This is a genomic window from Streptomyces sp. DT2A-34 (genome assembly GCF_030499515.1).
Classification (GTDB): Bacteria; Actinomycetota; Actinomycetes; order Streptomycetales; family Streptomycetaceae; genus Streptomyces.
Genome location: NZ_JASTWJ010000001.1, coordinates 6,491,892 through 6,515,557 on the forward strand (window position 1 = coordinate 6,491,892; position 23,666 = coordinate 6,515,557).

Annotated in this window: 19 protein-coding genes and 1 pseudogene; 7 read left to right on the plus strand and 13 right to left on the minus strand. The window is 70.1% G+C overall.

Annotation, left to right across the window (positions count from 1 at the left end; all coding sequences use genetic code 11):
• Window positions 1-50: 50 nt before the first annotated feature.
• Complete coding sequence (locus QQM39_RS29140; protein ID WP_302000526.1) at window positions 51-1,619, plus strand: metallophosphoesterase family protein; 1,569 nt, start codon at window positions 51-53, stop codon at window positions 1,617-1,619.
• A gap of 5 nt (window positions 1,620-1,624) precedes the next feature.
• Here QQM39_RS29140 and QQM39_RS29145 read toward each other — a convergent pair whose 3' ends face one another.
• Window positions 1,625-2,509: a DUF4429 domain-containing protein gene (locus QQM39_RS29145; protein ID WP_302000527.1), complete on the minus strand. Its 885-nt coding sequence runs from the start codon at window positions 2,507-2,509 to the stop codon at window positions 1,625-1,627.
• Window positions 2,510-2,610: 101 nt separating this feature from the next.
• On the opposite strand from QQM39_RS29145, the pseudogene QQM39_RS29150 reads away from it, so the two are divergent.
• Window positions 2,611-3,816: pseudogene (locus QQM39_RS29150) on the plus strand (beta-N-acetylhexosaminidase); the annotation flags it as partial.
• 377 nt (window positions 3,817-4,193) lie between these two features.
• Here QQM39_RS29150 and QQM39_RS29155 read toward each other — a convergent pair.
• From QQM39_RS29155 to QQM39_RS29200, 10 genes are all read right to left on the minus strand, one after another.
• Complete coding sequence (locus QQM39_RS29155; RefSeq protein ID WP_302000528.1) at window positions 4,194-5,966, minus strand: IucA/IucC family siderophore biosynthesis protein; 1,773 nt, start codon at window positions 5,964-5,966, stop codon at window positions 4,194-4,196.
• Window positions 5,963-6,511: a GNAT family N-acetyltransferase gene (locus tag QQM39_RS29160; RefSeq protein ID WP_302000529.1), complete on the minus strand. Its 549-nt coding sequence runs from the start codon at window positions 6,509-6,511 to the stop codon at window positions 5,963-5,965. Before QQM39_RS29160 ends, QQM39_RS29155 begins: the two co-directional genes overlap by 4 nt.
• Window positions 6,508-7,791, minus strand: a complete 1,284-nt coding sequence (locus tag QQM39_RS29165) for a lysine N(6)-hydroxylase/L-ornithine N(5)-oxygenase family protein (protein ID WP_302000530.1) — start codon at window positions 7,789-7,791, stop codon at window positions 6,508-6,510. Before QQM39_RS29165 ends, QQM39_RS29160 begins: the two co-directional genes overlap by 4 nt.
• Window positions 7,775-9,217: a lysine decarboxylase DesA gene (gene desA, locus QQM39_RS29170; protein ID WP_302000531.1), complete on the minus strand. Its 1,443-nt coding sequence runs from the start codon at window positions 9,215-9,217 to the stop codon at window positions 7,775-7,777. The genes QQM39_RS29165 and desA overlap by 17 nt, the downstream gene beginning before the upstream one ends.
• Window positions 9,218-9,393: 176 nt before the next feature.
• Window positions 9,394-10,227: a siderophore-interacting protein gene (locus QQM39_RS29175; RefSeq protein WP_302000532.1), complete on the minus strand. Its 834-nt coding sequence runs from the start codon at window positions 10,225-10,227 to the stop codon at window positions 9,394-9,396.
• A 125-nt stretch (window positions 10,228-10,352) separates the two neighbouring features.
• Window positions 10,353-11,399 carry an ABC transporter substrate-binding protein gene (locus QQM39_RS29180; RefSeq protein WP_302000533.1) on the minus strand — a complete coding sequence of 349 codons (1,047 nt, stop codon included), beginning with the start codon at window positions 11,397-11,399 and terminating at the stop codon, window positions 10,353-10,355.
• Between the two features lie 267 nt (window positions 11,400-11,666).
• Complete coding sequence (locus tag QQM39_RS29185; protein WP_302000534.1) at window positions 11,667-12,827, minus strand: acyl-CoA dehydrogenase family protein; 1,161 nt, start codon at window positions 12,825-12,827, stop codon at window positions 11,667-11,669.
• Window positions 12,828-12,833: 6 nt separating this feature from the next.
• Entirely contained in the window at window positions 12,834-13,769 is a 936-nt protein-coding gene (locus QQM39_RS29190) for a hydroxymethylglutaryl-CoA lyase (RefSeq protein WP_302000535.1), read from the minus strand.
• Window positions 13,766-15,694, minus strand: a complete 1,929-nt coding sequence (locus tag QQM39_RS29195) for an acetyl/propionyl/methylcrotonyl-CoA carboxylase subunit alpha (RefSeq protein ID WP_302003762.1) — start codon at window positions 15,692-15,694, stop codon at window positions 13,766-13,768. The genes QQM39_RS29190 and QQM39_RS29195 overlap by 4 nt, the downstream gene beginning before the upstream one ends.
• A 44-nt stretch (window positions 15,695-15,738) precedes the next feature.
• Complete coding sequence (locus QQM39_RS29200) at window positions 15,739-17,355, minus strand: carboxyl transferase domain-containing protein (RefSeq protein WP_302000536.1); 1,617 nt, start codon at window positions 17,353-17,355, stop codon at window positions 15,739-15,741.
• 96 nt (window positions 17,356-17,451) lie between these two features.
• On the opposite strand from QQM39_RS29200, the gene QQM39_RS29205 reads away from it, so the two are divergent.
• The 5 genes from QQM39_RS29205 (at window position 17,452) to QQM39_RS29225 (ending at window position 21,137) form a co-directional block, all read left to right on the plus strand.
• Entirely contained in the window at window positions 17,452-18,048 is a 597-nt protein-coding gene (locus tag QQM39_RS29205) for a TetR/AcrR family transcriptional regulator (RefSeq protein WP_302000537.1), read from the plus strand.
• A complete protein-coding gene (locus tag QQM39_RS29210) occupies window positions 18,045-18,191 on the plus strand; it encodes a hypothetical protein (RefSeq protein WP_302000538.1) in 147 nt (48 codons plus the stop codon). The genes QQM39_RS29205 and QQM39_RS29210 overlap by 4 nt, the downstream gene beginning before the upstream one ends.
• Window positions 18,192-18,320: 129 nt before the next feature.
• Window positions 18,321-18,941 (plus strand): DedA family protein, encoded by a 621-nt coding sequence (locus QQM39_RS29215; protein ID WP_302003763.1) that lies wholly within the window; start codon window positions 18,321-18,323, stop codon window positions 18,939-18,941.
• A 112-nt stretch (window positions 18,942-19,053) separates the two neighbouring features.
• Window positions 19,054-20,211 (plus strand): acyl-CoA dehydrogenase family protein, encoded by a 1,158-nt coding sequence (locus tag QQM39_RS29220; RefSeq protein WP_062703099.1) that lies wholly within the window; start codon window positions 19,054-19,056, stop codon window positions 20,209-20,211.
• Window positions 20,212-20,261: 50 nt separating this feature from the next.
• Window positions 20,262-21,137 carry an acyl-CoA thioesterase II gene (locus QQM39_RS29225; RefSeq protein ID WP_302000539.1) on the plus strand — a complete coding sequence of 292 codons (876 nt, stop codon included), beginning with the start codon at window positions 20,262-20,264 and terminating at the stop codon, window positions 21,135-21,137.
• Between the two features lie 115 nt (window positions 21,138-21,252).
• Here the strand turns inward: QQM39_RS29225 and QQM39_RS29230 are convergent, their stop codons facing one another.
• The gene (locus QQM39_RS29230; protein ID WP_302000540.1) at window positions 21,253-22,044 is read right to left on the minus strand and encodes a phosphatase; all 792 of its coding nucleotides are present in this window, start codon (window positions 22,042-22,044) and stop codon (window positions 21,253-21,255) included.
• A 74-nt stretch (window positions 22,045-22,118) separates the two neighbouring features.
• The gene (locus QQM39_RS29235; protein ID WP_302000541.1) at window positions 22,119-23,585 is read right to left on the minus strand and encodes a PucR family transcriptional regulator; all 1,467 of its coding nucleotides are present in this window, start codon (window positions 23,583-23,585) and stop codon (window positions 22,119-22,121) included.
• Window positions 23,586-23,666: the final 81 nt, after the last annotated feature.

The following is a 23,666-nucleotide window of genomic DNA, read 5'->3' on the forward strand; positions in this document are numbered from 1 at the left end:
CATCCCGTTGCCTGAGGGGACGAGTTTCGGACGCCATGGACATTCCTCGCATGGGAGTACCCCCGCGGCTCGCCGAGCGTATGAGCATGGCCGAGCAGTACGAGTACCTGCGCGCCAGATTCTCGCGGCGCACGATGATCAGGGGCGGCGCCGTCACGCTGGGCGCCGTCGCGGGTGGGGCGTTCGTGCCGGGCGCCACCGCCCAGGCCGCCGCCGTACCGACGCAGCGCACCGCCGCGGCCACCGAGGCCGTCGACGGGGCCCTCGTCGCCCCCTTCGGCCGCCACCTCGCCTACGGCAACGACCCGCGCACCGAGATGACCGTCTCCTGGCAAGTCCCGGTCGCCGTGCAGAAGCCGTTCATCCGCATCGGCGCGCACCCCTGGGACCTCTCCCGCAAGATCGAGGCCGAGGTGCGCACCCTCTACACCCCGGCCGGCGTCGGCGCGAGCGCCGACCACACCCAGTACTACGTCCACGCCAAGCTGACCCAGCTGCGCCCCGGCCGGACGTACTACTACGGCGTCGGCCACCAGGGCTTCGACCCCGCCGAGCCGCACCTCCTCGGCACCCTCGGCACCTTCACCACCGCCCCCGCCCACAAGGTCCCCTTCACCTTCACGGCCTTCGGCGACCAGGGCGTCAGCTACCACGCGCTCGCCAACGACAGCCTGATCCTCGGCCAGAACCCGGTCTTCCACCTGCACGCCGGTGACATCGCGTACGGCGACCCCACCGGCCAGGGCAAGGCCTCCGACACCGGCTTCGACGCGCGCACCTGGGACCAGTTCCTCGCCCAGACCGAGTCGGTCGCCAAGTCCGTGCCGTGGATGGTGTCGTACGGCAACCACGACATGGAGGCCTGGTACTCGCCCAACGGCTACGGCGGCGAGGAGGCCCGTTTCACGCTCCCCGACAACGGGCCGGACAAGAAGCACCTGCCGGGCGTCTACTCCTTCGTCCACGGCAACACGGCGATCATCTCGCTGGACCCCAACGACGTCTCCTTCGAGATCCCGGCCAACCTCGGCCTCTCCGGCGGCACCCAGACCAAGTGGTTCGAGGCGCAGCTGAAGAAGTACCGGGCCGCGCAGGACATCGACTTCATCGTCGTGTTCTTCCACCACTGCGCGTACTGCACCTCCACGGCGCACGCCTCGGAAGGCGGCGTGCGCCAGGAGTGGGTGCCGCTGTTCGAGAAGTACACGGTCGACCTCGTCATCAACGGGCACAACCACCAGTACGAGCGGACGGATGTGATCAAGGGGAACGAGGTCGCCAAGAAGCTGCCGATCGGCGGCACGGCGTACCCCGAGACCGAGGGCGTGGTGTACGTGACGGCGGGGGCGGCGGGCCGCAGCCTGTACGCGTTCAGCGCGCCGGACTCCTACGAGGGGCACGAGCACGAGCAGGAGTCCGTGGCCTCGTTCGTCAACGTCAAGGACGGCAAGCAGAACGAGACGGTCGCCTGGTCCCGGGTGCGCTACCTCAACTACTCGTTCCTGCGTGTCGACGTCCAGCCCGCGCCGAGGGGCCACTACGCCACGCTGAAGGTCCAGGGCATCGCCGAGACGGGTGACCGGATCGACCACTTCACGGTGGCCCGCCGGGCCAAGTAGGCCCACTACATCCGCTTGAGCACCGCCTGCTTGGCCATCGTGAACTCCTCGTCCGTGAGCACGCCCGTGCGGTGCAGCTCGCCGAGTTCGCGCAGGCGGCGCAGGAGGGCGTCGTGGTCGTCCTCGGCGGACGCGACCGGAGAGGAAGGCAGTTCCGGTCGCGCGCCCTGTACGTCCGTGGCGCCGGCCCTGGCCGGATGCGGGAGGCGGGCCTGGACCGCCGCCGCGACCAGGGCCATCAGCGGGTCCTTCTTGAAGCCCCACAGCTCCACGGAGTTGGCGTCGTACTTGGGCGGGGCCTTGGTGGGCGCGTTCCTGACGGTGAAGCGGAGGCAGCCGTTCTCCAGGCCCGCCGCCGGATGCCACTCCACGGCCGCGATGTCGGTCAGCGCGAGGGAGCGGATGCCGGCGGCGGCCTTGGCGTCCTCCGTCTTCCAGTTCCACTCCAGGCGGATGTGTTCGCCGTCGAAGGTCGCGGTGCCGTCACCGGCGGAGACCGACAGGGGCAGGGAGGGCCCCGGCAGCAGGTACTCGTCGACCGGGTCGCCCGGCACCTCGTCCAGCAGCAGGGCGTTGCGTACCTTGTCCACGAAGTACTCGGCGACGCCGTACCGGTCGGACTCGACGATCAGCTGGTACGGGTCGTTGGGCTCGGTGAGCCGACCGCCCGTGGCGTGCAGCAGCGGGTCGGCGCCGTCGCGCAGGCGCAGCCGCAGCCGCCCGGCCTTCTTGCCCTGCTCGAAGGAGACCCCCGCCAACGCCCCCAGGGGGACGACCAGTTCACCCAGCGTCTTGCGGAAAAGGCTGACGTTCTTGTCCCGTCCGGGGGTCAGCCGCAGGGCGTCGCCGTCGAAGACCCACGTGCCGTCCTTCTGGATGATTTCCGCCATGGGGGGATTGTTTCATCGGTTCTGCGGGAGAGTGGTCTCTACCAATCCTGAAGGGAGCGCATGTGAGACGGCACCACAGAACGACTCCCCGTATGACCCGTATGACCCGGATCCTCGGATCCCTGCTGCTGGTGGCGGCGGTCGGCGCGTTCACGGCCGGCGCGGCACCGGCGTCCGGCGAGCCCATACCCCTGGGCCGGGTGGTCCCGGCACCCGCGTCGGTGGCGCCGGGCGGATCCCCGTACCGCATCACCGACGGCACCCGCATCCTCGTCGACGACTCCCGGGAGGCCCGGCGCGTCGGCGAGTACCTCGCGGGCGTCCTGCGGCCGTCCACCGGGTACCCCCTGCCGGTCACCTCGCACGGCCGGGGTGGCCTCCGATCGCGCCTGGCGCAGGGCCCGTTCGGCGCGGAGGGCTACCGCCTCGACAGCGGCCGTACCGGCGTCACCATCACGGCGGCGGGGCCCGCCGGCCTCTTCCACGGCGTGCAGACCCTGCGCCAACTCCTCCCGGCGGCCGTCGAGAAGGACTCCGTCCAGCCCGGCCCCTGGCTGGTCGCGGGCGGCACGATCAAGGACAACCCGCGCTACGGCTGGCGGGGCGCGATGCTCGACGTGTCCCGGCACTTCTTCACCGTCGACCAGGTCAAGCGCTACATCGACCAACTCGCCCTGTACAAGATCAACAAGCTGCATCTGCACCTCAGCGACGACCAGGGCTGGCGCATCGCCCTCGACTCCTGGCCGCGCCTCGCGACGTACGGAGGCTCGACGCAGGTCGGGGGCGGCCCCGGTGGCTACTACACCAAGGCCGACTACCAGGAGATCGTCCGGTACGCGTCCTCCCGCTTCCTGGAGGTCGTCCCCGAGATCGACATGCCGGGCCACACCAACGCGGCGTTGGCCTCGTACGCCGAGCTCAACTGCGACGGCGTGGCACCCCCGCTCTACACCGGCACCGAGGTCGGCTTCAGTTCGCTGTGCGTCGGCAAGGAGATCACGTACGACTTCGTGGACGACGTGATCCGGGAACTCGCCGCGCTCACGCCGGGCAAGTACCTTCACATCGGGGGCGACGAGGCGCACTCCACCAGCCACGAGGACTATGTGCGGTTCATGGACCGGGTGCAGCCGATCGTCGCCGAGTACGGCAAGACGGTGGTCGGCTGGCATCAGCTGACCGGGGCGAACCCCTCGCGGGGGGCTCTGGCGCAGTACTGGGGGCTCGATGACACCGGTGCGGAGGAGAAGGCGCAGGTTGCCAAGGCGGCGCAGAACGGGACGGGGGTCAACCTGTCCCCGGCCCACCTACGGGGACGGTGAGTCCGTGGGCGCATCACTCGTACGGGTGAGAGGTGGGCGTATCGTCGGGAAAGCGGCACGGATGCGGCAGGCAGCGCCTAGTGTGGCGAAAGTCCGCTGGCGACAACCAAGTTGGCGGACGCCTCGGAGGGGTCCCTGACCCGTCCCGGTTGCCGGCAGGGCAGTCGTCAGGCGGACGCACGTGCCGTCCAACTCACCGGAGCGATCCAGGGGAGAGTCTCCGGCCGAGCGTCGGAGAGAGCTGCAACTCGACATGAAGTACACATGTCGCAGGGCCGGAGACGGCCGAGCAAAAGAAGACGGGCACCCCCGGAGGACCGTACTCCGGGGCTGCCCGCCCGTCTGTGTGGGGGTCGTGGCTACAGCCCCGCGATGGGGTTCTTCAGGTTGCCGACCAGTTGGAGGGCGCCGGCCGGGTCCGCCAGGTCGACCATTTGCTTGTTGTTGCGCAGCTGGAGGCGGTTGAGGCAGGACAGCGCGAACTCGGGGGCGAACATGTCGTACTGCTTGAACTTGTCGGCGAGTTCGGGCACCGAGTGCTGGTAGTCCCGGGTGACCTCGGCGACCGTGCGCCAGAAGTCGTCCTCCTCCAGGATTCCCTCGGTGGCGAGGTTCGCGGCGAGGAAGCGGAAGAAGCAGTCGAAGACGTCCGTGAAGACGGACAGGAGCTTCTTGTCCTCCGGGACCTCCACGCGCAGCCGCTCGACCGTCGGCGGCAGCACCGCGTTCGGGTCCATGACGGCGATCTCCTCGGCGATGTCCTTGTAGATCGCGCGCTCCACGACGCCGTCCTTCAGGACCAGGATGACGTTCTCGCCGTGCGGCATGAAGACCAGGTCGTAGGCGTAGAAGCTGTGGAGGAGCGGGGTGAAGTACGCCCGCAGGTAGCGGCGCAGCCACTCCGTCGGGGGCAGGTCCGACTGCTCGATCAGCGCGCCCGCGAAGGACGCGCCCTCGTGGTCGACGTGGACGAGGGAGGCCATGGTGGCCAGCGACTCGCCGTCCCGCAGCGACGACACCGGGCTCTCGCGCCACAGGGCCGCCAGCATCTTGCGGTACGGCGAGTAGCGGTCCGTCGCCTTCTCGTACTCCAGGTGCCGGTAGCCGACGGCCGCGCGCTCGCGGATGATCGACAGGCCCGTCGACTTCAGCACCGGGTCGTTGTCGATGAGCTGGGCCAGCCAGTCGTTGATGGCGGGGGTGGCCTCCATGTAGGCGGCCGAGAGTCCGCGCATGAAGCCCATGTTGAGGACGGACAGGGCCGTCTTCACGTAGTGCTTCTCGGGGCTGGACTGGTTGAAGAAGGTCCGGATGGACTGCTGGGCCAGGTACTCGTCGTCGCCCTCGCCCAGGCAGACCAGGTGCTTCTGGGCGACCTCGGCGGCGAAGGTGACGGTGAGCTTGTTCCACCACTGCCAGGGGTGGACGGGGATGAAGAGGTAGTCGGCGGGGTCCAGGTCCTGCTCGCGCAGGACGCCGTGGAAGCGCTCGACGGTCTCCTCGCCCAGCTCGTCCCGTACGAAGGACTCGTACTCGATGCCGACACCCGCCGTGAACGCGGCGCGCGACTTGTGCGCCGCCAGCCACACCAGCCGGACCGGGCTCGCGGTCTCCGGGGCGTACGACAGGTACTCGTGGATGCCGAAGCCGAGCCGCCCGTTGTTGGCGACGAAGCAGGGGTGGCCCTCGGTCATGCCGGTCTCGATGGCCTGGAAATCGCTTTTGACGAGTTCGGCGACCGGGGTCTGCGGCTTGGTGAGCTTGTAGCAGGTGCCGGAGAGGGTGGAGGAGATCTCCTCCAGGTAGACCGGCAGGACCTCGTCGCTCAGGCCCAGGGACTTCTGCAGATCGATGAAGAAGTCCAGGGCGGCGAGCGGGAGTTCGGCGCCGTCGCGGTGGCGGGTGATCGAGTCGGCGTCGACCTGCCAGTGGTCGAGGGCGCGGAGCACGGCCGTGAAGGTGTACCGGGTCAGGCCGTCGTCGCTGCGGACGACGTACGTGCCGTCGCCGGTGGCCTCCGGTGTGATGAGGCGCTCGTGCGCGAACTCGGCGAGTGCCTTGCGGATCAGGAGGCGGTTGGCCCGCGCCCAGCGGTGGGGGGACAGGTGCGCTACGGCGTCGGACAGGGTCATACGGCTACTCCTCGGGCGGCCAAGAACTGCTGGCGCGTGCAGAAGCTCAGCAGCGCCGTCTTCTCCGGCTTCTGGATTTCCCGTTCGGGCACGAACCCGACGGCCTCGTTCAGGGCGTGCACGGCCTTGTTGGCCACGTCCGGCTCGACGACGACGCGCTCGACCGCCGGGTCCTCGAAGAGATGCGCCATCACGGCGGTGATGACGGACCGGGTGAAGCCGCGGACGGGCTTGTCGGTGGGCGGCGTGAGGAAGTGCATGCCGATGTCGCCCGGCTGCGGCTCGTACAGGCCGACCAGTTCGCGGTGGGCGGGGTCGTAGTACTCCATCAGGAAGGCCGGTTCGCCGTCCTGGAGTCCGAGCAGCGCGTGGTGGTGCTCGTCCGCCGCGATCTCCATGTAGGCGCGCTCGACGTCCACCAGGCTCGCGTCCTGCATCATCCAGAAGGCCGCCTTGGGGTGGGTGACCCAGCGGTGCAGCAGCTCGGCGTCCTTCAGGGGGTCGAGCGGGCGGAAGGTGAAGGTGCCTGTGTCGGTGGTGCTCATACGGCGAACTCCTGGAACGCGATCGTCTTCTCGACCGGGTAGTACTCGGTGCCGAGCAGCTCGCGGATGATGTACGCGTTCCGGTACGGGCCCATCCCCAGGTCGGGGCTGGTGATGCTGTGCGTGTGGACGCCGGCGTTCTGGAGGAAGACACCGCGGCCGGTGACGTCGATGGCGTAGTTGCGGGCGACGTCGTAGTTGCCCCGGGAGTCGTAGACCAGGCGGTCGCGCACGGGCCTCAGGAACTCCGGCTCGGCGTACTTGTAGCCGGTGGCCAGGACCAGGCCCTGCGAGTCGAGCTCGAAGTCCTTCTCCTGCTCCTCCTGGCGGAAGGAGAGGGTGTACGTGCCGTTCTCGTACCGCGCGCCGTTCAGCGAGGAGTTGGTGAGCAGACGGGTGGGGACCGGGCCGCCAAGGTTCTTCTGGTAGAGCAGGTCGAAGATCTCGTTGATCAGGTCGCCGTCGATGCCCTTGAACAGGCCCTTCTGCTCGGCGGTGAGGCGGTAGCGGGTCGCCTCCGGCAGCTCGCGGAAGTAGTCGACGTACTCCGGGGACGTCATCTCCAGCGTGAGCTTGGTGTACTCCAGCGGGAAGAAGCGCGGGGAGCGGGTGACCCAGTTCAGCCGGTAGCCGTGGACGTCGATCTCGCTGAGCAGGTCGTAGTAGATCTCGGCGGCCGACTGGCCCGAGCCGACCAGCGTGATCGAGTCCTTCTTCTGCAACTCCTGCTTGTGCTGCAGATAACGGGAGTTGTGGATGAAGTCGCCGCCCAGGCCCTGGCAGGCCTCGGGTATGTAGGGCGGGGTGCCGGTGCCGAGGACGAGGTGACGGGCGCGGTAGGTGTCACCGGCGGCCGTCCGCACGACGTACAGCTCGGCCCCTTCGTCGTACGTCACCTCGGTGACCGTCGTGCTGAAGCGGACGCTGCTCAGCTTGTTCGCGGCCCAGCGGCAGTAGTCGTCGTACTCGACCCGCAGCGGGTAGAAGTTCTCACGGATGTAGAACGAGTACAGCCGGCCCTTCTCCTTCAGGTAGTTGAGGAAGGAGTACGGCGAGGTGGGGTCGGCGAGGGTGACCAGGTCCGACATGAACGGGGTCTGGAGGTGGGCGCCGTCCAGGAACATGCCCGCGTGCCACTCGAAGTCCGGCTTCGACTCCAGGAAGACACCGTCGAGCTCGTCGATCGGCTCGGTCAGGCAGGCCAGGCCGAGGTTGAACGGGCCGAGCCCGATCCCCACGAAATCATGGGTTTTGGTCGGGTTTTCAGGACGCGCGGTCAAGGGACTCTCCCAGGTACTGCTCGGCGTGGCCGGCGATCAGGTCGAGGACGGCGGCGATGTCTTCGGTCGTCGTCTCGGGGTTGAGCAGGGTGAACTTCAGGTAGTGACGGCCGCCCACCTTGGTGCCCGCGACCACCGCGTCGCCGGAGGCGAACAGGGCCTTGCGGGCGTAGAGGTTGGCGCGGTCGATCTCGGCGGGGTCGGTGACGGCCGCGGGGATGTAGCGGAAGACCAGGGTGGACAGGGTCGGCTCGACCACGACGTCGTAGCGCGGGTCGGCGGCCAGCAGCTGCCAGCCCTCCACCGCCAGGTCGCAGACCTCGTCGAAGAGCTGCCCGATGCCGTCGGCGCCCATCACCCGCAGGCTCATCCACAGCTTGAGGGCGTCGAAGCGGCGGGTGGTCTGCAGGGACTTGTCGACCTGGTTGGGGATGCGCTCGGTGACCATGCGCTTGGGGTTGAGGTACTCGGCGTGGTAGGTCGCGTGGCGCAGGGTCGAGGCGTCGCGGACCAGCACGGCGGAGGAACTCACCGGCTGGAAGAAGGACTTGTGGTAGTCGACGGTGACCGAGTCGGCGCGCTCGATGCCGTCGATGCGGCCCCGGTACTTCACGGAGGCGAGCAGCCCGCAGCCGTAGGCGGCGTCGACGTGCATCCAGGCGCCGAACTGCTCGCACAGCTCGGCGATCTCGGGCAGCGGGTCGATGGAGCCGAAGTCGGTGGTGCCGGCGGTGGCGACGACGGCCATGGGGACCAGGCCGTCCTTCTTGCAGCGCTCCAGCTCGTGGGCGAGGGCGACGGTCTGCATGCGCTTGTCGTGGTCGACGGGAACGGAGACCACGGCGTCCTGGCCGAGGCCCAGCAGTTTCGCCGACTTCTTCACGCTGAAGTGGCTGACCTCGGAGGCGAAGATGCGCAGTTCGGCCAGGCTGTCGGACTTGGCCTCCTCGCGGGCGAGGAGCAGGGCCTGCAGGTTGGACTGGGTGCCGCCGGAGGTGAAGACACCGTCGGCGTTCTCCCCGAGGCCTATTCGCGCGGTCGTCCAGTCGATGAGCTTGCGCTCGATCAGGGTGCCGCCGGCCGACTGGTCCCAGGTGTCCAGGGAGGAGTTGACGGCGGAGAGGATCGCCTCGCCGAGCACGGCCGGGATGACGACCGGGCAGTTGAGGTGGGCGAGGTAGCGGGGGTGGTGGAAGTAGATCGCGTCCCGGAGGTAGACGTCCTCCAACTCGTCCAGGACCGCGGCGGTGTCCAGCAGCGGCTTGTCGAGGTCGATCGCGTCGATGGCGGGAGCGAGGGCGTCGACCGTGACGCCGGTGAACGGACGGTCGGTGGCGGCGAGTTTGGCGGCCACCCGCTCGATTCCTTCGGTCACGGAGCGGCGGTACTGCTCCGCGGTCGTGTCGTTGAGCAGGTGCGAGCGCATGGGGAGGTCCTCCGGTGGGGACGGGCCGTGAAGTGCGGGGATCCGGCGGTGCAACTTAGGTTAGCCTAACCTAAGTTCCTTGGAATCAGGGCAGCATCAAGGGTGACTACGATCACTTGGGTCGCAGTCGCCGCCCGATCGCCTTGCTTTCAGGGGCTGTTACCGCTGAGGGGCTGTCACTCCTGCTCGCGCAGCTGCTCCTCGCTCAGCCCCTGCCTCCAGTACCCCACGAAGGTGACCCGGCGGCGGTCGACACCGCGCTCGCCGACGAAGTGCCGGCGCAGCGCCTTGACGCAGCCGGACTCGCCCGCGATCCAGACGTACGGGCGCTCGGCGGCGGGGAGTTCGGCGGCCCGGATGGCGTCGAGGGCCAGGGGAGACCCCTCGGCGTGCGTCCCCTCCTGAACGAGCCAGGTGATCTCTGCGTCGGCCTCGGTCACCAGGTCCTGGATGTCCCCGGCGTCGTGCACCTCCAGCCACACCCGGGCGCGGGTGCCGGCGGGCAGGGACTCGAGGATGGCGGAGACGGCGGGTACGGCGGTCTCGTCGCCCCAGATCACCACGAGGTCGGTGTCCTCGGACGGCCGGAACCGTATCGCCCGGTTGTCGGCGATGGCCGGCCCGAGCAGCAGGACCCGGTCACCGGCGGCGGCGCGGGAGGCCCAGCGGGAGGCGGGGCCCGCCGGGGTGTGCAGGACGAAGTCGACGTCGATCTCGTCGGGGTTCCGGCGCAGCGCCCGCAGCGTGTACGACCGCATCACGGCCCGCACGTCGTCCGGCAGTTCACGCCACCCCTGCCACCAGCCGTCACCGAGCTCAAGGGGAACCTGCGGCTCGCTCTGGCCGGGGTGGGGGAGGAAGAGCGACAGGGACTGGTCATGCCCGTCGGAGAAGAAGTACTCCAGATCCTCACCGCCGAAGGTGACCCGGACCATGGACGGACCGATCCGCCTCGTCCGTACGACTTGCAGGGAGAAGAAGCGGAACGGGGCGGCTACGGCCGTAGTCATGTGGGCTCCTGGGTCCTGATCGGGGGGCGGGGCCGGCGCGCCCCTCAGGGGCGCGGGGAACTGCGCGACAAGCCACGACGGGCCCGCAGTCACCCACTGAGCGACGCCCCACGGCGCTGAGCCGGCTAGCTGACCTTCTTGGCCTTCTCGATGGCCTCGGCAAGGCTGGTCAGCAGCGGCGTGCACTTGTCGTACGACAGAATCGGCTCGGGCGACCGGGCGATGACCTGCCCGGCCTTCACCGCGGGCAGCTTCTTCCAGGTGGCCTCGGTGATGTCGGCCGGCTGAATCGTCGAGGACCGGTCGTCCATCATGATGACGTCGGCCGGGTACTTGTCGACGTTCTCCCAGCTCAGCGACTCGAACCAGCCGCCACCCTGCTTCTTGGCGCTCTCCGGCGGCTCGACGAAGTTCACGCCGAGGGCCTTGAAGTACTCAAGGTCGATGGAGAGGTTGGTGCCGGAGACGTAGAACAGGTCCTGGCTGGCGGAGCCGGCCATCACCTTGATCTCGGGACGAGCCTTCGCGGCCTTGCGCAGCCGCTCGGCGGCCGCCTCGAAGTCCTTCTTGGCCTGGGTGACCTTGTCGGCCTTCATGTCCGCGCCGAGCGACTCGGCCAGCTCCCACATCCGCTCCAGCGGCTTGGTCAGCTGGCGGTCGTAGACGGAGATGGCGGCACTCGGGGCAAGCTTGGCGATCTTGTCCTTGGAGGCCTCGGGGACGTACCAGAGGGTGCCGGCGCTGTCGAAGGTCGTGGAGATGAGGACCTCGGGGGCGAACGCGGCGTACTTCTCGACGTTGAACTGGTCCCAGACGTTGCCGAAGACGGTCAGCTTGCTGACGTCCATGTCGCCGGCCTGGACGTCGGCCTTGTCGTCCTGCGTCTTGGTCGGGCCGAAGACGCCCTTGATCTCGATGCCGTAGTCGTAGAGGGCCGCGGCGACACCGACGAAGGCGACGATCTTCGTGGGCACCTTGTCGAGCTTCACCGTGGTGCCGCGGTCGTCCTTGAACGTCCAGGGGCCGGACTTGGCAGCGGTCGTGGCCTCGCTGGAGCCCTCGCTGTTCGCGTTGTCGTCTCCGCAGGCTGCGAGCGCGGCACCGAGGCCGAGGGCGCCGCCCGCGGCGAGGATGCCGCGGCGGGTGAGGTGGGTGGCTCTGGCGTTGGGCATGGGTACGCTGCTTTCGAACAGGGCGGATCACCCGCCGGACAATTCGAAGGTAGGTTAGCCTAACCTGAGCTGATGTCCAGGGGTGGGGGCCTTGCTTTCCAAGCTGTGGGCACCCTGTGGAGCGCCGGCGCTCGGCCGGTGAGTCCTAACTTCCTTGCAATCGAGCGAAGTTGAGCCTCGGGTGGCGCGCGGTGACCATGTGGTGAAGAAGCGGGCACATGGGGCCGACCTTCTTCCGGTCGACCCCGAGTGCACCTTCCCGAGCCATCAGCCCGCCAGCCCCAACTCCCGGGCGATCAACATCCGCTGCACCTCGCTCGTGCCCTCGCCGATCTCCAGGATCTTGGAGTCCCGCCACATGCGGGCGACCGGGTACTCGTTCATGAAGCCGTAGCCGCCGTGGATCTGCGTCGCGTCGCGGGCGTTGTCCACCGCGATCGTCGACGAGTACAGCTTCGCCAGCGCCGCCTCCTTCTTGAAGGGCTCACCGGCCACCAGGCGCGATGCCGCGTCGCGCCAGGCCAGGCGGGCCGTGTGGGCCTTCATCTCCATGTCGGCGATCTTGAACTGGATGGCCTGGTTGGCGCCGATGGGGCGGCCGAACGCGTGGCGTTCCTTGGCGTACTTCACCGACTCGTCGACGCAGCCCTGCGCCAGGCCCGTCGCCAGCGCCGCGATGGCGATGCGGCCCTCGTCCAGGATGCGCAGGAACTGGGCGTAGCCGCGGCCCTCCTCGCCCAGCAGGTTGGCCGCCGGGACGCGGACGTCCGCGAAGGACAGCTCGCGGGTGTCGGAGGCGTTCCAGCCGACCTTGGAGTACGGGGCCGCGACCGTGAAGCCCGGGGTGCCGGACGGGACGATGATCGCGGAGATCCGCGGCCTGCCGTCCGGCCCCCGGCCGGTGACCGCCGTGACCGTGACCAGGCCCGTGATGTCCGTACCCGAGTTGGTGATGAAGCACTTGGAGCCGTTGATCACCCATTCGTCCGTCTCCGGGTCGAGACGGGCCGTCGTGCGGGTCGCGCCCGCGTCGCTGCCGCCGTCCGGCTCGGTGAGGCCGAACGCGCCCAGCATCTCGCCGGCGCACAGGCGCGGCAGCCACTGCCGCTTCTGCTCCTCCGTGCCGAAGAGATGGATCGGCATGGCGCCGAGCGAGACGCCCGCTTCGAGGGTGATGGCGACCGAGGAGTCCACCCGGGCCAGCTCCTCCAGCGCGATGCCCAGCGCCAGATAGTCGCCGCCCATGCCGCCGTACTCCTCCGGGAACGGCAGGCCGAACAGGCCCATGCGGCCCATCTCCCGCACGATCTCGTACGGGAACTCATGACGCTCGTAGAAGTCGCCGATCTTGGGCGCCACGACATCGTGGGCGAACTCCTCCACCGTGCGGCGGAGTTCCTCCAGCTCGGAAGAGAGACGGTGGTCCATGGCTGTTCACTGCTCCTTGTGGGAGAGGGCTCGTACGGTGCGGGACGGGCTGGGACGGCCCAGTTGTCCGGCCATCCACGCGCTCGTGGCGACGAGGCGGTCGAGGTCGACCCCGGTGTCGATGCCGAGGCCCCGCAGCATCCACACGAGGTCTTCGGTGGCGAGGTTGCCGGTGGCGGACTTGGCGTAGGGGCAGCCGCCGAGGCCGCCGGCGGAGGCGTCGATGGTGGTGACGCCGTGTTCGAGGGCGGCGTAGGTGTTGGCCAGTGCCTGGCCGTAGGTGTCGTGGAAGTGGACGCCGATGACGTTCGTCGGTACGCCCTCCTCGTTGAGCATGGAGAGGAGCTCCCGCACATGGCCGGGCGTCGCGACACCGATCGTGTCGCCCAGGCTCAGCTCGTCGCAGCCCATGTCCCTCAGCGACTTGCAGACGCGCACCACCTGGTGGATCGGGACCGCGCCCTCCCAGGGGTCGCCGAAGCACATGGAGACATAGCCGCGGACATGGAGGTTCTCGTCCTTCGCCCGCTTCACGACCGGGTCGAACACCGCCAGCGACTCGTCCAGCGTCCGGTTGAGGTTGGCCTTCGCGAAGGACTCCGTGGCACTGGCGAAGACGGCGACACGGCGGGCGCCGAGGGCCAGGGCGCGGTCCAGGCCGCGGTTGTTGGGGACCAGGACGGGCAGGTGCACGCCCGGCAGACCGGCGACGAGCGGGAACAGCTGCTCCGCGTCGGCGAGTTGGGGCACCCACTTGGGGTGCACGAAGCTCGTGGCCTCGATCGTCGTCATACCCGCGTCGGCGAGCCGGCGGATGAACTCCGCCTTGACCTCCGTCGGCACGGTCGACTTCTCGTTCTGCAGGCCGTCGCGCGCGCCGACCTCGTGGATACGGACGCGGGCGGGCAGGTTCGGTGCCGATACGGCCATGGGCAACGTCATTGCTCCTCCTCCGCCGGGGTGACGACCGCCAGGACCTGGTCCATGGCGACCGTCGTGCCGGGCGTGACGTCCAGTTCGGCGACCGTGCCGGCGTGCGGGGCGGAGATGACGTGCTCCATCTTCATCGCCTCCACCACCAGCAGGCTCTGACCGGCGGTCACCTCGTCGCCGACGGCGACCTTCACGACGGTCACCGTGCCGGGCATCGGTGCGGTCAGGGAGTCGGCGCCCGCGTGGGCGGCACCGGTCAGCGACGCGGCCACCGGGTCGTGGTCGCGTACGTGCCACGCCTCGCCGTCCCGGCCCAGCCAGTCGCCGGCCCGGTGGAAGGTGTGGCGGACGCCGTCGAGCGTGACGGACACGTCGTCCGGGGTGACGGTGTGCGCGCCGCGCGGGACGTACTCCACCGGCTCCTGCACCCGCAGCGGGAAGGCGACGGGCTTCGCGACACCCCCCAGCCGCCAGCCGCTGGGCACCGAGAACGGGTCCGTCCAGCCGTCGCCCTTCGGTCGCAGCGCCTCCAGCCGTACGGCCGCCGCCGCCTCGTACACCTCGTCCGGTACGTCGGTGGAGACCAGGTCCTCCACCGCGCGCTCGACCAGCCCCGTGTCCAACTCGCCCGCCACGACCGCCGGATGCGCGAGCAGCCGCCGCAGGAACCCGGCGTTCGTCTGCACGCCCAGCGTGACCGTCTCCGCGAGGGCCGCCCGGAGCTTGCGGAGCGCGGTGGCGCGGTCGGGGCCGTACGCGATCACCTTGGACAGCATCGGGTCGTACAGGCTGCCGACCTCCGTGCCCTCGCTGAGCCCGGAGTCGGTGCGGATGCCGTCGCCCTGGGGTTCGCGGAGCTTGCGGACCGTGCCGCCGGACGGCAGGAACCCGCGGGAGGGGTCTTCGGCGCAGATACGGGCCTCGATGGCGTGCCCGGTGAGCGTGATGTCGTCCTGCTGGTACGGCAGTTGTTCACCCGCCGCCACCCGCAGCTGCCACTCCACCAGATCCAGCCCTGTGATCAGCTCGGTGACCGGGTGCTCCACCTGGAGGCGGGTGTTCATCTCCATGAAGTAGTACGAGGAAGGGTCGCCGCCCGGCACGATGAACTCCACCGTGCCCGCGCCCCGGTAGCCGCACGAGCGCGCCGCCTGCACGGCCGCCTCGCCCATCGCCGCCCGGGTCTGCTCATCGAGCAGCACACTCGGTGCCTCCTCGATGATCTTCTGGTGCCGGCGCTGGAGGGAGCACTCGCGCTCGCCGAGGTGGACGACGTTCCCGTGGCCGTCGGCCAGCACCTGGATCTCGATGTGCCGGGGCCGGTCGATCCACCGCTCGACGAGGAGCGTGTCGTCGCCGAAGGAGGCGCGGGCCTCGCGGCGGGCGGCGGCGATCTCGTCGTCCAGCACGGCCGCGTCCCGCACCAGCCGCATGCCCTTGCCGCCTCCACCGGCGGAGGGCTTGAGCAGCACGGGCATGCCGATCTCGCGGGCGGCGTCGGCGAGTTGGCCGTCCGTGAGCCCACTGCCACTGGAGCCCGGAACGACCGGCACCCCGGCGGCCTTCACCGTCTCCTTGGCCCGGATCTTGTCGCCCATCAGGGAGATGGCGTCCGCGGGCGGCCCGATGAAGACGAGCCCGGCGTCGGCGCACGCGCGCGCGAAGCCGGCGTTCTCCGCGAGGAAGCCGTAGCCGGGGTGGACGGCCTGGGCGCCGGTGCGGGCCGCCGCCTGAAGCAGTCGCTCCACGGACAGATAGCTCTCGGTCGCCGGCGCCGGACCGATCCGTACCGCCGTGTCGGCCTCCCGCACATGCCGCGCGTCGGCGTCCGCCTCGGAGAAGACGGCCACCGAGCGCACGCCCAGCGAGCGGAGCGTGCGGATCACGCGGACGGCGATCTCGCCCCGGTTGGCCACGAGGACCGTGTCGAACATGGTCTGCGGCATCGTCATTGTCGTCGTCATCGTCACAGTCCCCCTCACATCCGGAAGACGCCGAACTGGGGCTCACCCAGGGGCGCGTTGGCACAGGCGGTCAGGGCGAGGCCCAGCACCTGGCGGGTCTCCAGCGGGTCGATCACACCGTCGTCCCAGAGGCGGGCCGTCGCGTAATAGGCGTTCCCCTGGCGCTCGTACTGCTCACGGATCGGCGCCTTGAAGGACTCCTCGTCCTCCGTCGGCCAGTCCTCGCCCCGCGCCTCCAACTGGTCCCGCTTGACGGTCGCGAGGACCGAGGCGGCCTGCTCGCCGCCCATGACGGAGATCTTGGCGCCCGGCCACATCCACAGGAAGCGGGGCGAGTACGCGCGCCCGCACATGGAGTAGTTCCCGGCGCCGTACGAACCGCCGACCACCACCGTCAGCTTCGGCACGCGCGTGCAGGCCACCGCCGTGACCATCTTGGCGCCGTGCTTGGCGATGCCGCCGGCCTCGTAGTCCTTGCCGACCATGAACCCGGAGATGTTCTGCAGGAAGACCAGCGGGATCCCGCGCTGGTCGCACAGCTCGATGAAGTGGGCGCCCTTCTGGGCGGACTCGGAGAACAGGATGCCGTTGTTGGCGACGATGCCGACCGGGTGGCCGTGGACGCGGGCGAAGCCGGTGACCAGGGTCTGCCCGAACTCGGCCTTGAACTCCGCGAAACGGGAGCCGTCGACCACGCGCGCGATGATCTCGCGTACGTCGTAGGGGGTGCGGGAGTCGACGGGGACGGCGCCGTAGAGACCGTAGGGGTCGACCTTGGGCTCGATGGCCGGCTGGACCTCCCACGGCAGGGCCCCGCGCGCGGGGAGCGTGGCGACGATGTTCCGCACGATCCGCAGGGCATGCGCGTCGTCCTCGGCGAGGTGGTCGGTCACGCCGGACACGCGCGCGTGGACGTCACCGCCGCCGAGCTCCTCCGCCGTGACGACCTCACCGGTCGCGGCCTTCACCAGCGGGGGGCCGCCGAGGAAGATCGTGCCCTGGTCGCGGACGATGACGGCCTCGTCGCTCATGGCGGGGACGTAGGCGCCGCCGGCGGTGCACGAGCCGAGCACGGCCGCGATCTGCGGGATCCCGGCGCCCGACATCCGGGCCTGGTTGTAGAAGATCCGCCCGAAGTGCTCCCGGTCCGGGAAGACCTCGTCCTGCATGGGCAGGAAGGCGCCCCCGGAGTCGACCAGATACAGACACGGCAGGCGGTTCTCCAGGGCCACCTCCTGCGCGCGCAGGTGCTTCTTCACGGTCATCGGGTAGTACGTCCCGCCCTTGACCGTGGCGTCATTGGCGACGATCACGCACTCGCGCCCGCTGACCCGCCCGATCCCGGCGATGACACCGGCGGCCGGGGCCTGGCCGTCGTACATGCCGTCGGCGGCGAGGGGAGCGAGCTCCAGGAAGGGCGAGCCCGGGTCGAGGAGGGTGTCGACCCGGTCCCTGGGCAGCAGCTTGCCGCGCGCGGTGTGCCGGGCGCGCGCCTTCCCGCCGCCTCCCAGCCGGGCGGCGGCGAGCTTGCCGCGCAGCTCCTCCACCAACGCCCGATGGGCCTCCTCGTTGGCCCGCCAGGCCTGAGACGCGGGATCTGCCGCGCTCGCAAGCTCCGGTGCCTCGTGCATCCTGCGGTCCCCTCACCAGTGGTCCACCAGTTAATGAGCGTTAACGCATTTCCTCCAGGTTAACGACCGCTAACCTCCCTGTCTAGAATTGCTTCCATGGCCACCAGAACCGACGCCCCCACCCGCCGCGAACAGATCCTCAAGGAGGCCGCGCGGCTCTTCGCCGAGCGCGGTTTCCACGGCGTCGGTGTCGACGAGATAGGCGCCGCCGTGGGCATCAGCGGCCCCGGTCTCTACCGGCACTTCGCCGGCAAGGACGCGATGCTCGCCGAGCTGCTGGTCGGCATCAGCGGCCAGCTGCTGACGGGCGCGAAGCGGCGCCTGGCGGAGGCCGACGGGGTGCCGGCCGAGGCGGTTCTCGACTCCCTCATCGAGGGCCACATCGACTTCGCCCTCGACGACCGGCCCCTCATCACCCTGCACGACCGCGAGCTGGACCGCCTGCGCGACAGCGACCGCAAGCTGGTGCGGCAGCTCCAGCGGCAGTACGTCGAGCTGTGGGTGGAGGTGGTCCGCAAGGTCTACCCGGAACTGACGGAACCGACGGCCCGCTCGGCGGTGCACTCGGTGTTCGGGCTGCTCAACTCGACGCCACACCTCGGGCGGCCGGGGTCGCTGCCGGGGCGGGGGGTCACGGCGGAGTTGCTGCACCGGATGGCGCGGGGGGCGTTCGGGGCGGCCGGGGTGGCGTGAGCCGTACAGGCGGGTGCCGTAGCGCGCTCGCGGGGGTGGACGGCGGGCGTTGGGTCGCCGGACTCGACACCCTGCGCATCCCGCCGACCGCGGCGGTCCGGCAGCGGTCCGGTGGTGAGGCGGAGTCGGCGTGCGCTCGGTGAGTCCGGTCACGACGGGGCGGCCCTCCTCACTCCGCCTTTAGGTCAAGACTTCGTAAAATGACGCGCATGATCATCGCTGCCGCTTCCGAAGCGCCCGTCGGTGGAGTCGCCGGCTGGGCCTCCGGCCTGATGGAGAACCTGGGCGGTCCCGGCGCCGGGCTGGCCGTCGCCCTGGAGAACCTCTTTCCGCCGTTGCCGAGCGAGGTGATCCTGCCGCTGGCGGGGTTCACGGCGAGCCAGGGCCGGATGGACGTCGTCGGTGCCGTCGTCTGGACGACGGCGGGTTCGGTGGTGGGCGCACTGGCCCTGTATCTGATCGGTGCGCTCTTCGGCCGGGACCGGCTGATCGCGGCGGCGGCGCGGCTGCCGCTGGTGAAGGTCGCGGACGTGGAGCGGACCGAGGCGTGGTTCGTCCGGCACGGCACCAAGGCCGTGTTCTTCGGCCGCTTCGTGCCCATCTTCCGCAGCCTGATCTCGATACCGGCCGGAGTCGAACGCATGCGGCTCCCCCTGTTCCTCGCCCTCACCGCGGCCGGCAGCCTCATCTGGAACACCGCCTTCATCGCGGCCGGCTACGCACTGGGCGCCCGCTGGCACGAGGTCACCGACCTGGTGGGCCTCTACTCCAAGGTGATCCTGGCGACCGTGGCCGTGGCGGGCCTGGCCTTCGTGGGCGTACGGCTGCTGCGGGCGGGGCGTGGAGAGCGGCGGCGAGCGGTCCGGCGGAGCGAGGAGGAGGTGCGGCTCTGAGCGTGTCGAGCGTGACGAGCGTTACGGACCTTGACCTCTGGACGCCTGTGGATACTCGCCGGTACGGTTGAGTGAGCAAGCGCTTAGACATGGACGTATGGAGGTGGCGGCGGTGCGCCGTACGGTGTTCAACGAGGATCACGAGGCGTTCCGGGAGACCATCCGCGCCTTCATCGAGGCCGAGGTCGTCCCGGTCTACGACGAGTGGTTCGCTGCCGGCCAGGCGCCGCGCGACTTCTACTACAAGCTCGCCGAGCTCGGCGTCTTCGGTATCCGCGTCGACGAGGAGTACGGCGGCGCGGGCATCGAGTCGTACAAGTTCGAGGCCGTCATGTACGAGGAGACCGCTCGCGCGGGCGTCCAGTTCGGCGGCTCCGGCGTGCACGTGCTGCTCGGTCTGCCGTACATCAAGATGCTCGCCACCGACGAGCAGAAGAAGCGGTTCCTGCCGAAGTTCGTCTCCGGTGAGGAGATGTGGGCGCTGGCGATGACCGAGCCGGGCACCGGCTCCGACCTCGCGGGCATGAAGACCACCGCCAAGCTCTCCGAGGACGGCACGCACTACGTCCTCAACGGCGCCAAGACCTTCATCACCGGCGGCGTCCACGCCGACCGCGTGATCGTCTGTGCCCGCACCGACGCGCCCAGCGCCGAGGACCGCCGCCACGGCATCTCGCTGTTCGCCGTGGACACCAAGTCCGAGGGCTACTCCGTCGGCCGCAAGCTCGACAAGCTCGGCCTGAAGACCTCCGACACCGCCGAGCTGGCGTTCGTCGATGTGAAGGTCCCGGTCGAGGACCTGCTCGGCGAGGAGAACAAGGGCTTCTACTACCTCGGCCACAACCTGGCCTCCGAGCGCTGGGGCATCGCGTTCGGCGCCTATGCGCAGGCCAAGGCCGCCGTGCGGTTCGCCAAGGAGTACGTCCAGGACCGCACCGTCTTCGGCAAGCCGGTCGCCGCCTTCCAGAACACCAAGTTCGAGCTGGCCGCCTGCCAGGCCGAGGTCGACGCGGCCGAGGCCGTCGCCGACCGCGCGCTGGAGGCCCTCGACGCCGGTGAGCTGACCCCGGCCGAGGCCGCGTCCGCGAAGCTCTTCTGCACCGAGGTCGCGCACCGCGTGATCGACCGCTGCCTGCAGCTGCACGGCGGCTACGGCTTCATGAACGAGTACCCGATCGCCCGCCTGTACGCGGACAACCGCGTCAACCGCATCTACGGCGGTACCAGCGAGATCATGAAGTCGATCATCGCGAAGGACATGGGCCTGTAGGACACGGGTCCGTAAGGACCGCGAAATTACCAGTCAGTAGAAAAGGTGCCATGAACCAGGCACTACAGGGTCTCCTCGATCTGCTCGACCTCGAGCAGATCGAGGAGAACATCTTCCGCGGCCAGTCCCGCTCCGCCGTCGTCCCGCGTGTCTTCGGCGGTCAGGTCGCGGCCCAGGCGCTGGTCGCCGCCGGGCGTACGGTCCCCGAGGACCGCCACGCCCACTCCCTTCACGCGTACTTCCTGCGCATGGGCGACCCGGGCGCGCCCATCGTCTACAACGTGGAGCGCATGCGCGACGGCCGCTCCTTCACCACCCGCCGCGTCGTCGCCGTCCAGCACGGCAAGCCGATCTTCGCCCTGTCGGCCTCCTTCCAGGTCCACGAGGAGGGGATGGACCACCAGGCCGTCATGCCGCCCGCGCCGGACCCGGAGACGCTTCCCACCTCCGAGGAACGGCTGCGCGACTACGACCATCTCGACCCGGTGGTGGTGGAGCGGTTCCTGGAGGCCCGCCAGTCGGTCGACCTGCGCTACGTCGACGAGCCGCCGTACGGCAGGTTCGGCGAGCCCCGCGATCCGCACTCCCAGGTCTGGTTCCGCACCAACGGCAAGCTGGACGGCGCCGTTGACGAACCGCTCCTGCACGTCGTACTCGCCACGTACGTCTCGGACATGACCCTCCTCGACTCGGTGCTGCTGGCGCACGGGCGGGGCGGCTGGGCCGTCGGAGACGTGGTCGGTGCCTCCCTGGACCACGCGATGTGGTTCCACCGGCCGTTCCGGGCGGACGAGTGGCTGCTGTACGACCAGGAGTCGCCGTCGGCGCACGGCGGACGCGGCCTCGGACAGGCCCGCATCTACACGCAGGACGGGCAGCTGGCGGTGTCGGTGATCCAGGAGGGCGTGGTCCGGATTCCGCGGTGACGGCTCACTGATCTCGGGGCCGGAAAGTCACCCACGCGCGTTCCGCGGGCGCGCGAAGGACGTGTCCGGTCAACGCGGTCGAGCACAACCCTCTACTCGACCCCTTGCTCGACCCCTACTCGACCAGACCCGCCTCGCTCAGCAGGAAGGCCGTCATCGGGTCGTAGTAGCGCGGGCTGATGACGTGGTCGTCCAGCGGCACCACGACCTGGACGGTCCCCTCCGCCTCCGCGAGGAACAGTGCCGGGTCGTTGCAGTCGGCGTACCCGACGGAGTCCACCCCGTGCTGCCCGGCGTACCCCGCCCAGCCGTGGTCGGCGACCACCAGGTCCGGCAGCGGGCGTCCCTCGCGTTCGAGGCCCGTCAGGATGGCCTTCATCGGCTCGCCGGAGTGGGTGTGCCACAGGGTGGCGCCGTGTTCCAGGACCGCCACGTCGGCGAACTGCATGACGTAGCCCTCGTCCGTCTGCAGGCCCTCCGGGATGACGACGATCTCGCAGCCCGCCGCGCGCAACGCCGCCGCCGTCGCGTGGTGGACGTCCAGCAGGCCGCCCGGGTGGCCGGTCGCGAACAGCACCCGCTGCTGCCCGTCGGCCGCCTTGCGCAGGCGGGCCGCCATGCGCTCCAGCGCGGCCACCGTCAGCTCGGGGTCGATGGTGTCCTGGCCGTGGCGGTGCTCCGCGTCGTCGTTCACCCCGACGCGCTCCGCCATCACCGCGAGGACGTCCTGCTCGTCACTCCAGCGGTCGCCGAGTTCCAGGCCGAGCCAGTAGTGGCGGTCGCCGTTCGCCAGCTTGCGGTAGTGGGAGAGGTTGTTCTCGCGGGGAGTGGCGACGTCGCCCGCGATACGGGTTCTGACGAGGTGGTCGACGAGCTCGGCGCGGCTGGGTGTCCCGGGTATCGGCATGGTCCCCATTGTGAGGCAGACAACTGTGGGAACGCCCGCGTCCGGTGCGCGTGCGACGCGGGTCACTGTGCGGATCACCGCTCGATGTGCCGCAGGGCGAACCAGAGTTCCATCCGTACGTCCGGGTCGTCCAGGTCCGTGCCGAGAAGCGCCGCGCAACGGGCGATCCGTTGCCGGACGGTGTTGCGGTGCACGGAGAGGGCGACGGCTGTGCGGTCCCAACTGCCGTGCAGGGAGAGCCAGGTGCGCAGCGTCTCGGTGAGGGGCGTGGTGAGGGGCGCGAGGAGGGTGCGGGCGTGGGCCTGCGCCTCGTCGGGGGAGAGCAGGTCCACCAGGGCCGGGCGGTGGGTGCCGTGCCGGAACAGGGGCGTGCGGGTGGCCCTCGCCCGGGACAGGGCACGGGCCGCCTGGGTGTCGGCCGCCGGCCAGTCCTGGGCGGTCGCGGGAGCGCTGACGCCCAGGGTCCAGCCGGGCAGCGGGGACGGTTCGCGGTCCGCCGGGACGAGGACGCGTACGACGTCCCGCGCCAGGTCGACCAGCGGGGAGCCGAGCGCCGCGCCCAGCGCAGAGGCCGCCACGGGGTCGCAGGGCTGGGTGTCGGGGCGGCCGTGTACCACGAGCCACCGGTCGGCACCCAGCAGCGGGGCCACCGCCTGCGGCTCGGCGCCCAGCAGCAGCCGTACGAGCGCCGACGAGCGGGCCGTCCCCGAGCCGCTCTGGTGCTCGCCGGTGAGCAGGGAGAGGAGCACGGCGGCGACGGAGGCGATGGTGTGGTCGCCGGGGTCGCGGTGCGGGGCGGCGACGCCGAGGACGAAGCCCTGCTCGGCGCCGAGGGCGTAGGCGGCGAGGTGGGTGCCGGAGGCGGTGTCGGTGGCGGAGGCGGGCGTCCCCGGACCCGAGGGACGTACGACCTCCGCGAGTTCGGCCAGCGACCCGGTCACCGCCTCCTGCGGCCCCCGCCCCGCCGCCGCGACCACCGCCCCCTCCGACCCGTACAGCACCGCCCAGCCCCCCACCCGCTGAGCCAGCTGCCGCAGGACCGCCCGTACCGGATCCGGGCGCGAGGCCGCCGCGGCCAGGCTCTGCTGGGCCTCCGTCACACGGCGCAGTTCGGCGTGCCGGGCCTGGGCCATGAGCTGCCAGACCGCGCGGGCCACGCCCGAGAAGGTCGTCCGGGGCGGGACCTCCACCAGCGGGAGGCCGTACGCGTCGCACGCCGCCACCAGGGCGCGCGGCACCGTGTCGTGCACGGGGGCGAGCCCGAAGCCGAGCGCCGCGCCGCCCGCCGCCACGATCCTGGACACGTAGTCGTCGAAGTACGTGCCCGAGCCCGCCGCCTCGGGGATGTGCACGCCCGCCGTCAGCAGCAGTTCGCCGCCCAGCAGGTAGGGGTACGGGTCGGCCATCTCCGAAGTGTGGGCCCAGTGGATCACCGTGTCCGCGTCCGTCGGTCCGGCGATCTGGCGCAGGGCCAGGTCCTCGCGGGCCAGGAGGGCCGAGAGCGTTACGGGCGGGGTGGGGGGAACGGTCGGCTCCGGCATATGTACGTTCCCTCCGTCCAGTCGTCCCGGGATGGATGAAACGTACACTTCGCAGCCGCCTTCCGGACACCTAGGTTGGCT

Excerpts from the sequence above, each read along its gene's own strand:
- QQM39_RS29140 (WP_302000526.1), top strand. The coding sequence starts at position 51 with ATGGGAGTACCCCCGCGGCTCGCCGAGCGTATGAGCATGGCCGAGCAG.
- QQM39_RS29145 (WP_302000527.1), bottom strand. The coding sequence starts at position 2,509 with ATGGCGGAAATCATCCAGAAGGACGGCACGTGGGTCTTCGACGGCGAC.
- QQM39_RS29155 (WP_302000528.1), bottom strand. The coding sequence starts at position 5,966 with ATGACCCTGTCCGACGCCGTAGCGCACCTGTCCCCCCACCGCTGGGCG.
- QQM39_RS29160 (WP_302000529.1), bottom strand. The coding sequence starts at position 6,511 with ATGAGCACCACCGACACAGGCACCTTCACCTTCCGCCCGCTCGACCCC.
- desA (WP_302000531.1), bottom strand. The coding sequence starts at position 9,217 with ATGCGCTCGCACCTGCTCAACGACACGACCGCGGAGCAGTACCGCCGC.
- QQM39_RS29175 (WP_302000532.1), bottom strand. The coding sequence starts at position 10,227 with ATGACTACGGCCGTAGCCGCCCCGTTCCGCTTCTTCTCCCTGCAAGTC.
- QQM39_RS29180 (WP_302000533.1), bottom strand. The coding sequence starts at position 11,399 with ATGCCCAACGCCAGAGCCACCCACCTCACCCGCCGCGGCATCCTCGCC.
- QQM39_RS29185 (WP_302000534.1), bottom strand. The coding sequence starts at position 12,827 with ATGGACCACCGTCTCTCTTCCGAGCTGGAGGAACTCCGCCGCACGGTG.
- QQM39_RS29190 (WP_302000535.1), bottom strand. The coding sequence starts at position 13,769 with ATGACGTTGCCCATGGCCGTATCGGCACCGAACCTGCCCGCCCGCGTC.
- QQM39_RS29195 (WP_302003762.1), bottom strand. The coding sequence starts at position 15,694 with ATGTTCGACACGGTCCTCGTGGCCAACCGGGGCGAGATCGCCGTCCGC.
- QQM39_RS29200 (WP_302000536.1), bottom strand. The coding sequence starts at position 17,355 with ATGCACGAGGCACCGGAGCTTGCGAGCGCGGCAGATCCCGCGTCTCAG.
- QQM39_RS29205 (WP_302000537.1), top strand. The coding sequence starts at position 17,452 with ATGGCCACCAGAACCGACGCCCCCACCCGCCGCGAACAGATCCTCAAG.
- QQM39_RS29215 (WP_302003763.1), top strand. The coding sequence starts at position 18,321 with ATGGAGAACCTGGGCGGTCCCGGCGCCGGGCTGGCCGTCGCCCTGGAG.
- QQM39_RS29225 (WP_302000539.1), top strand. The coding sequence starts at position 20,262 with ATGAACCAGGCACTACAGGGTCTCCTCGATCTGCTCGACCTCGAGCAG.
- QQM39_RS29230 (WP_302000540.1), bottom strand. The coding sequence starts at position 22,044 with ATGCCGATACCCGGGACACCCAGCCGCGCCGAGCTCGTCGACCACCTC.
- QQM39_RS29235 (WP_302000541.1), bottom strand. The coding sequence starts at position 23,585 with ATGCCGGAGCCGACCGTTCCCCCCACCCCGCCCGTAACGCTCTCGGCC.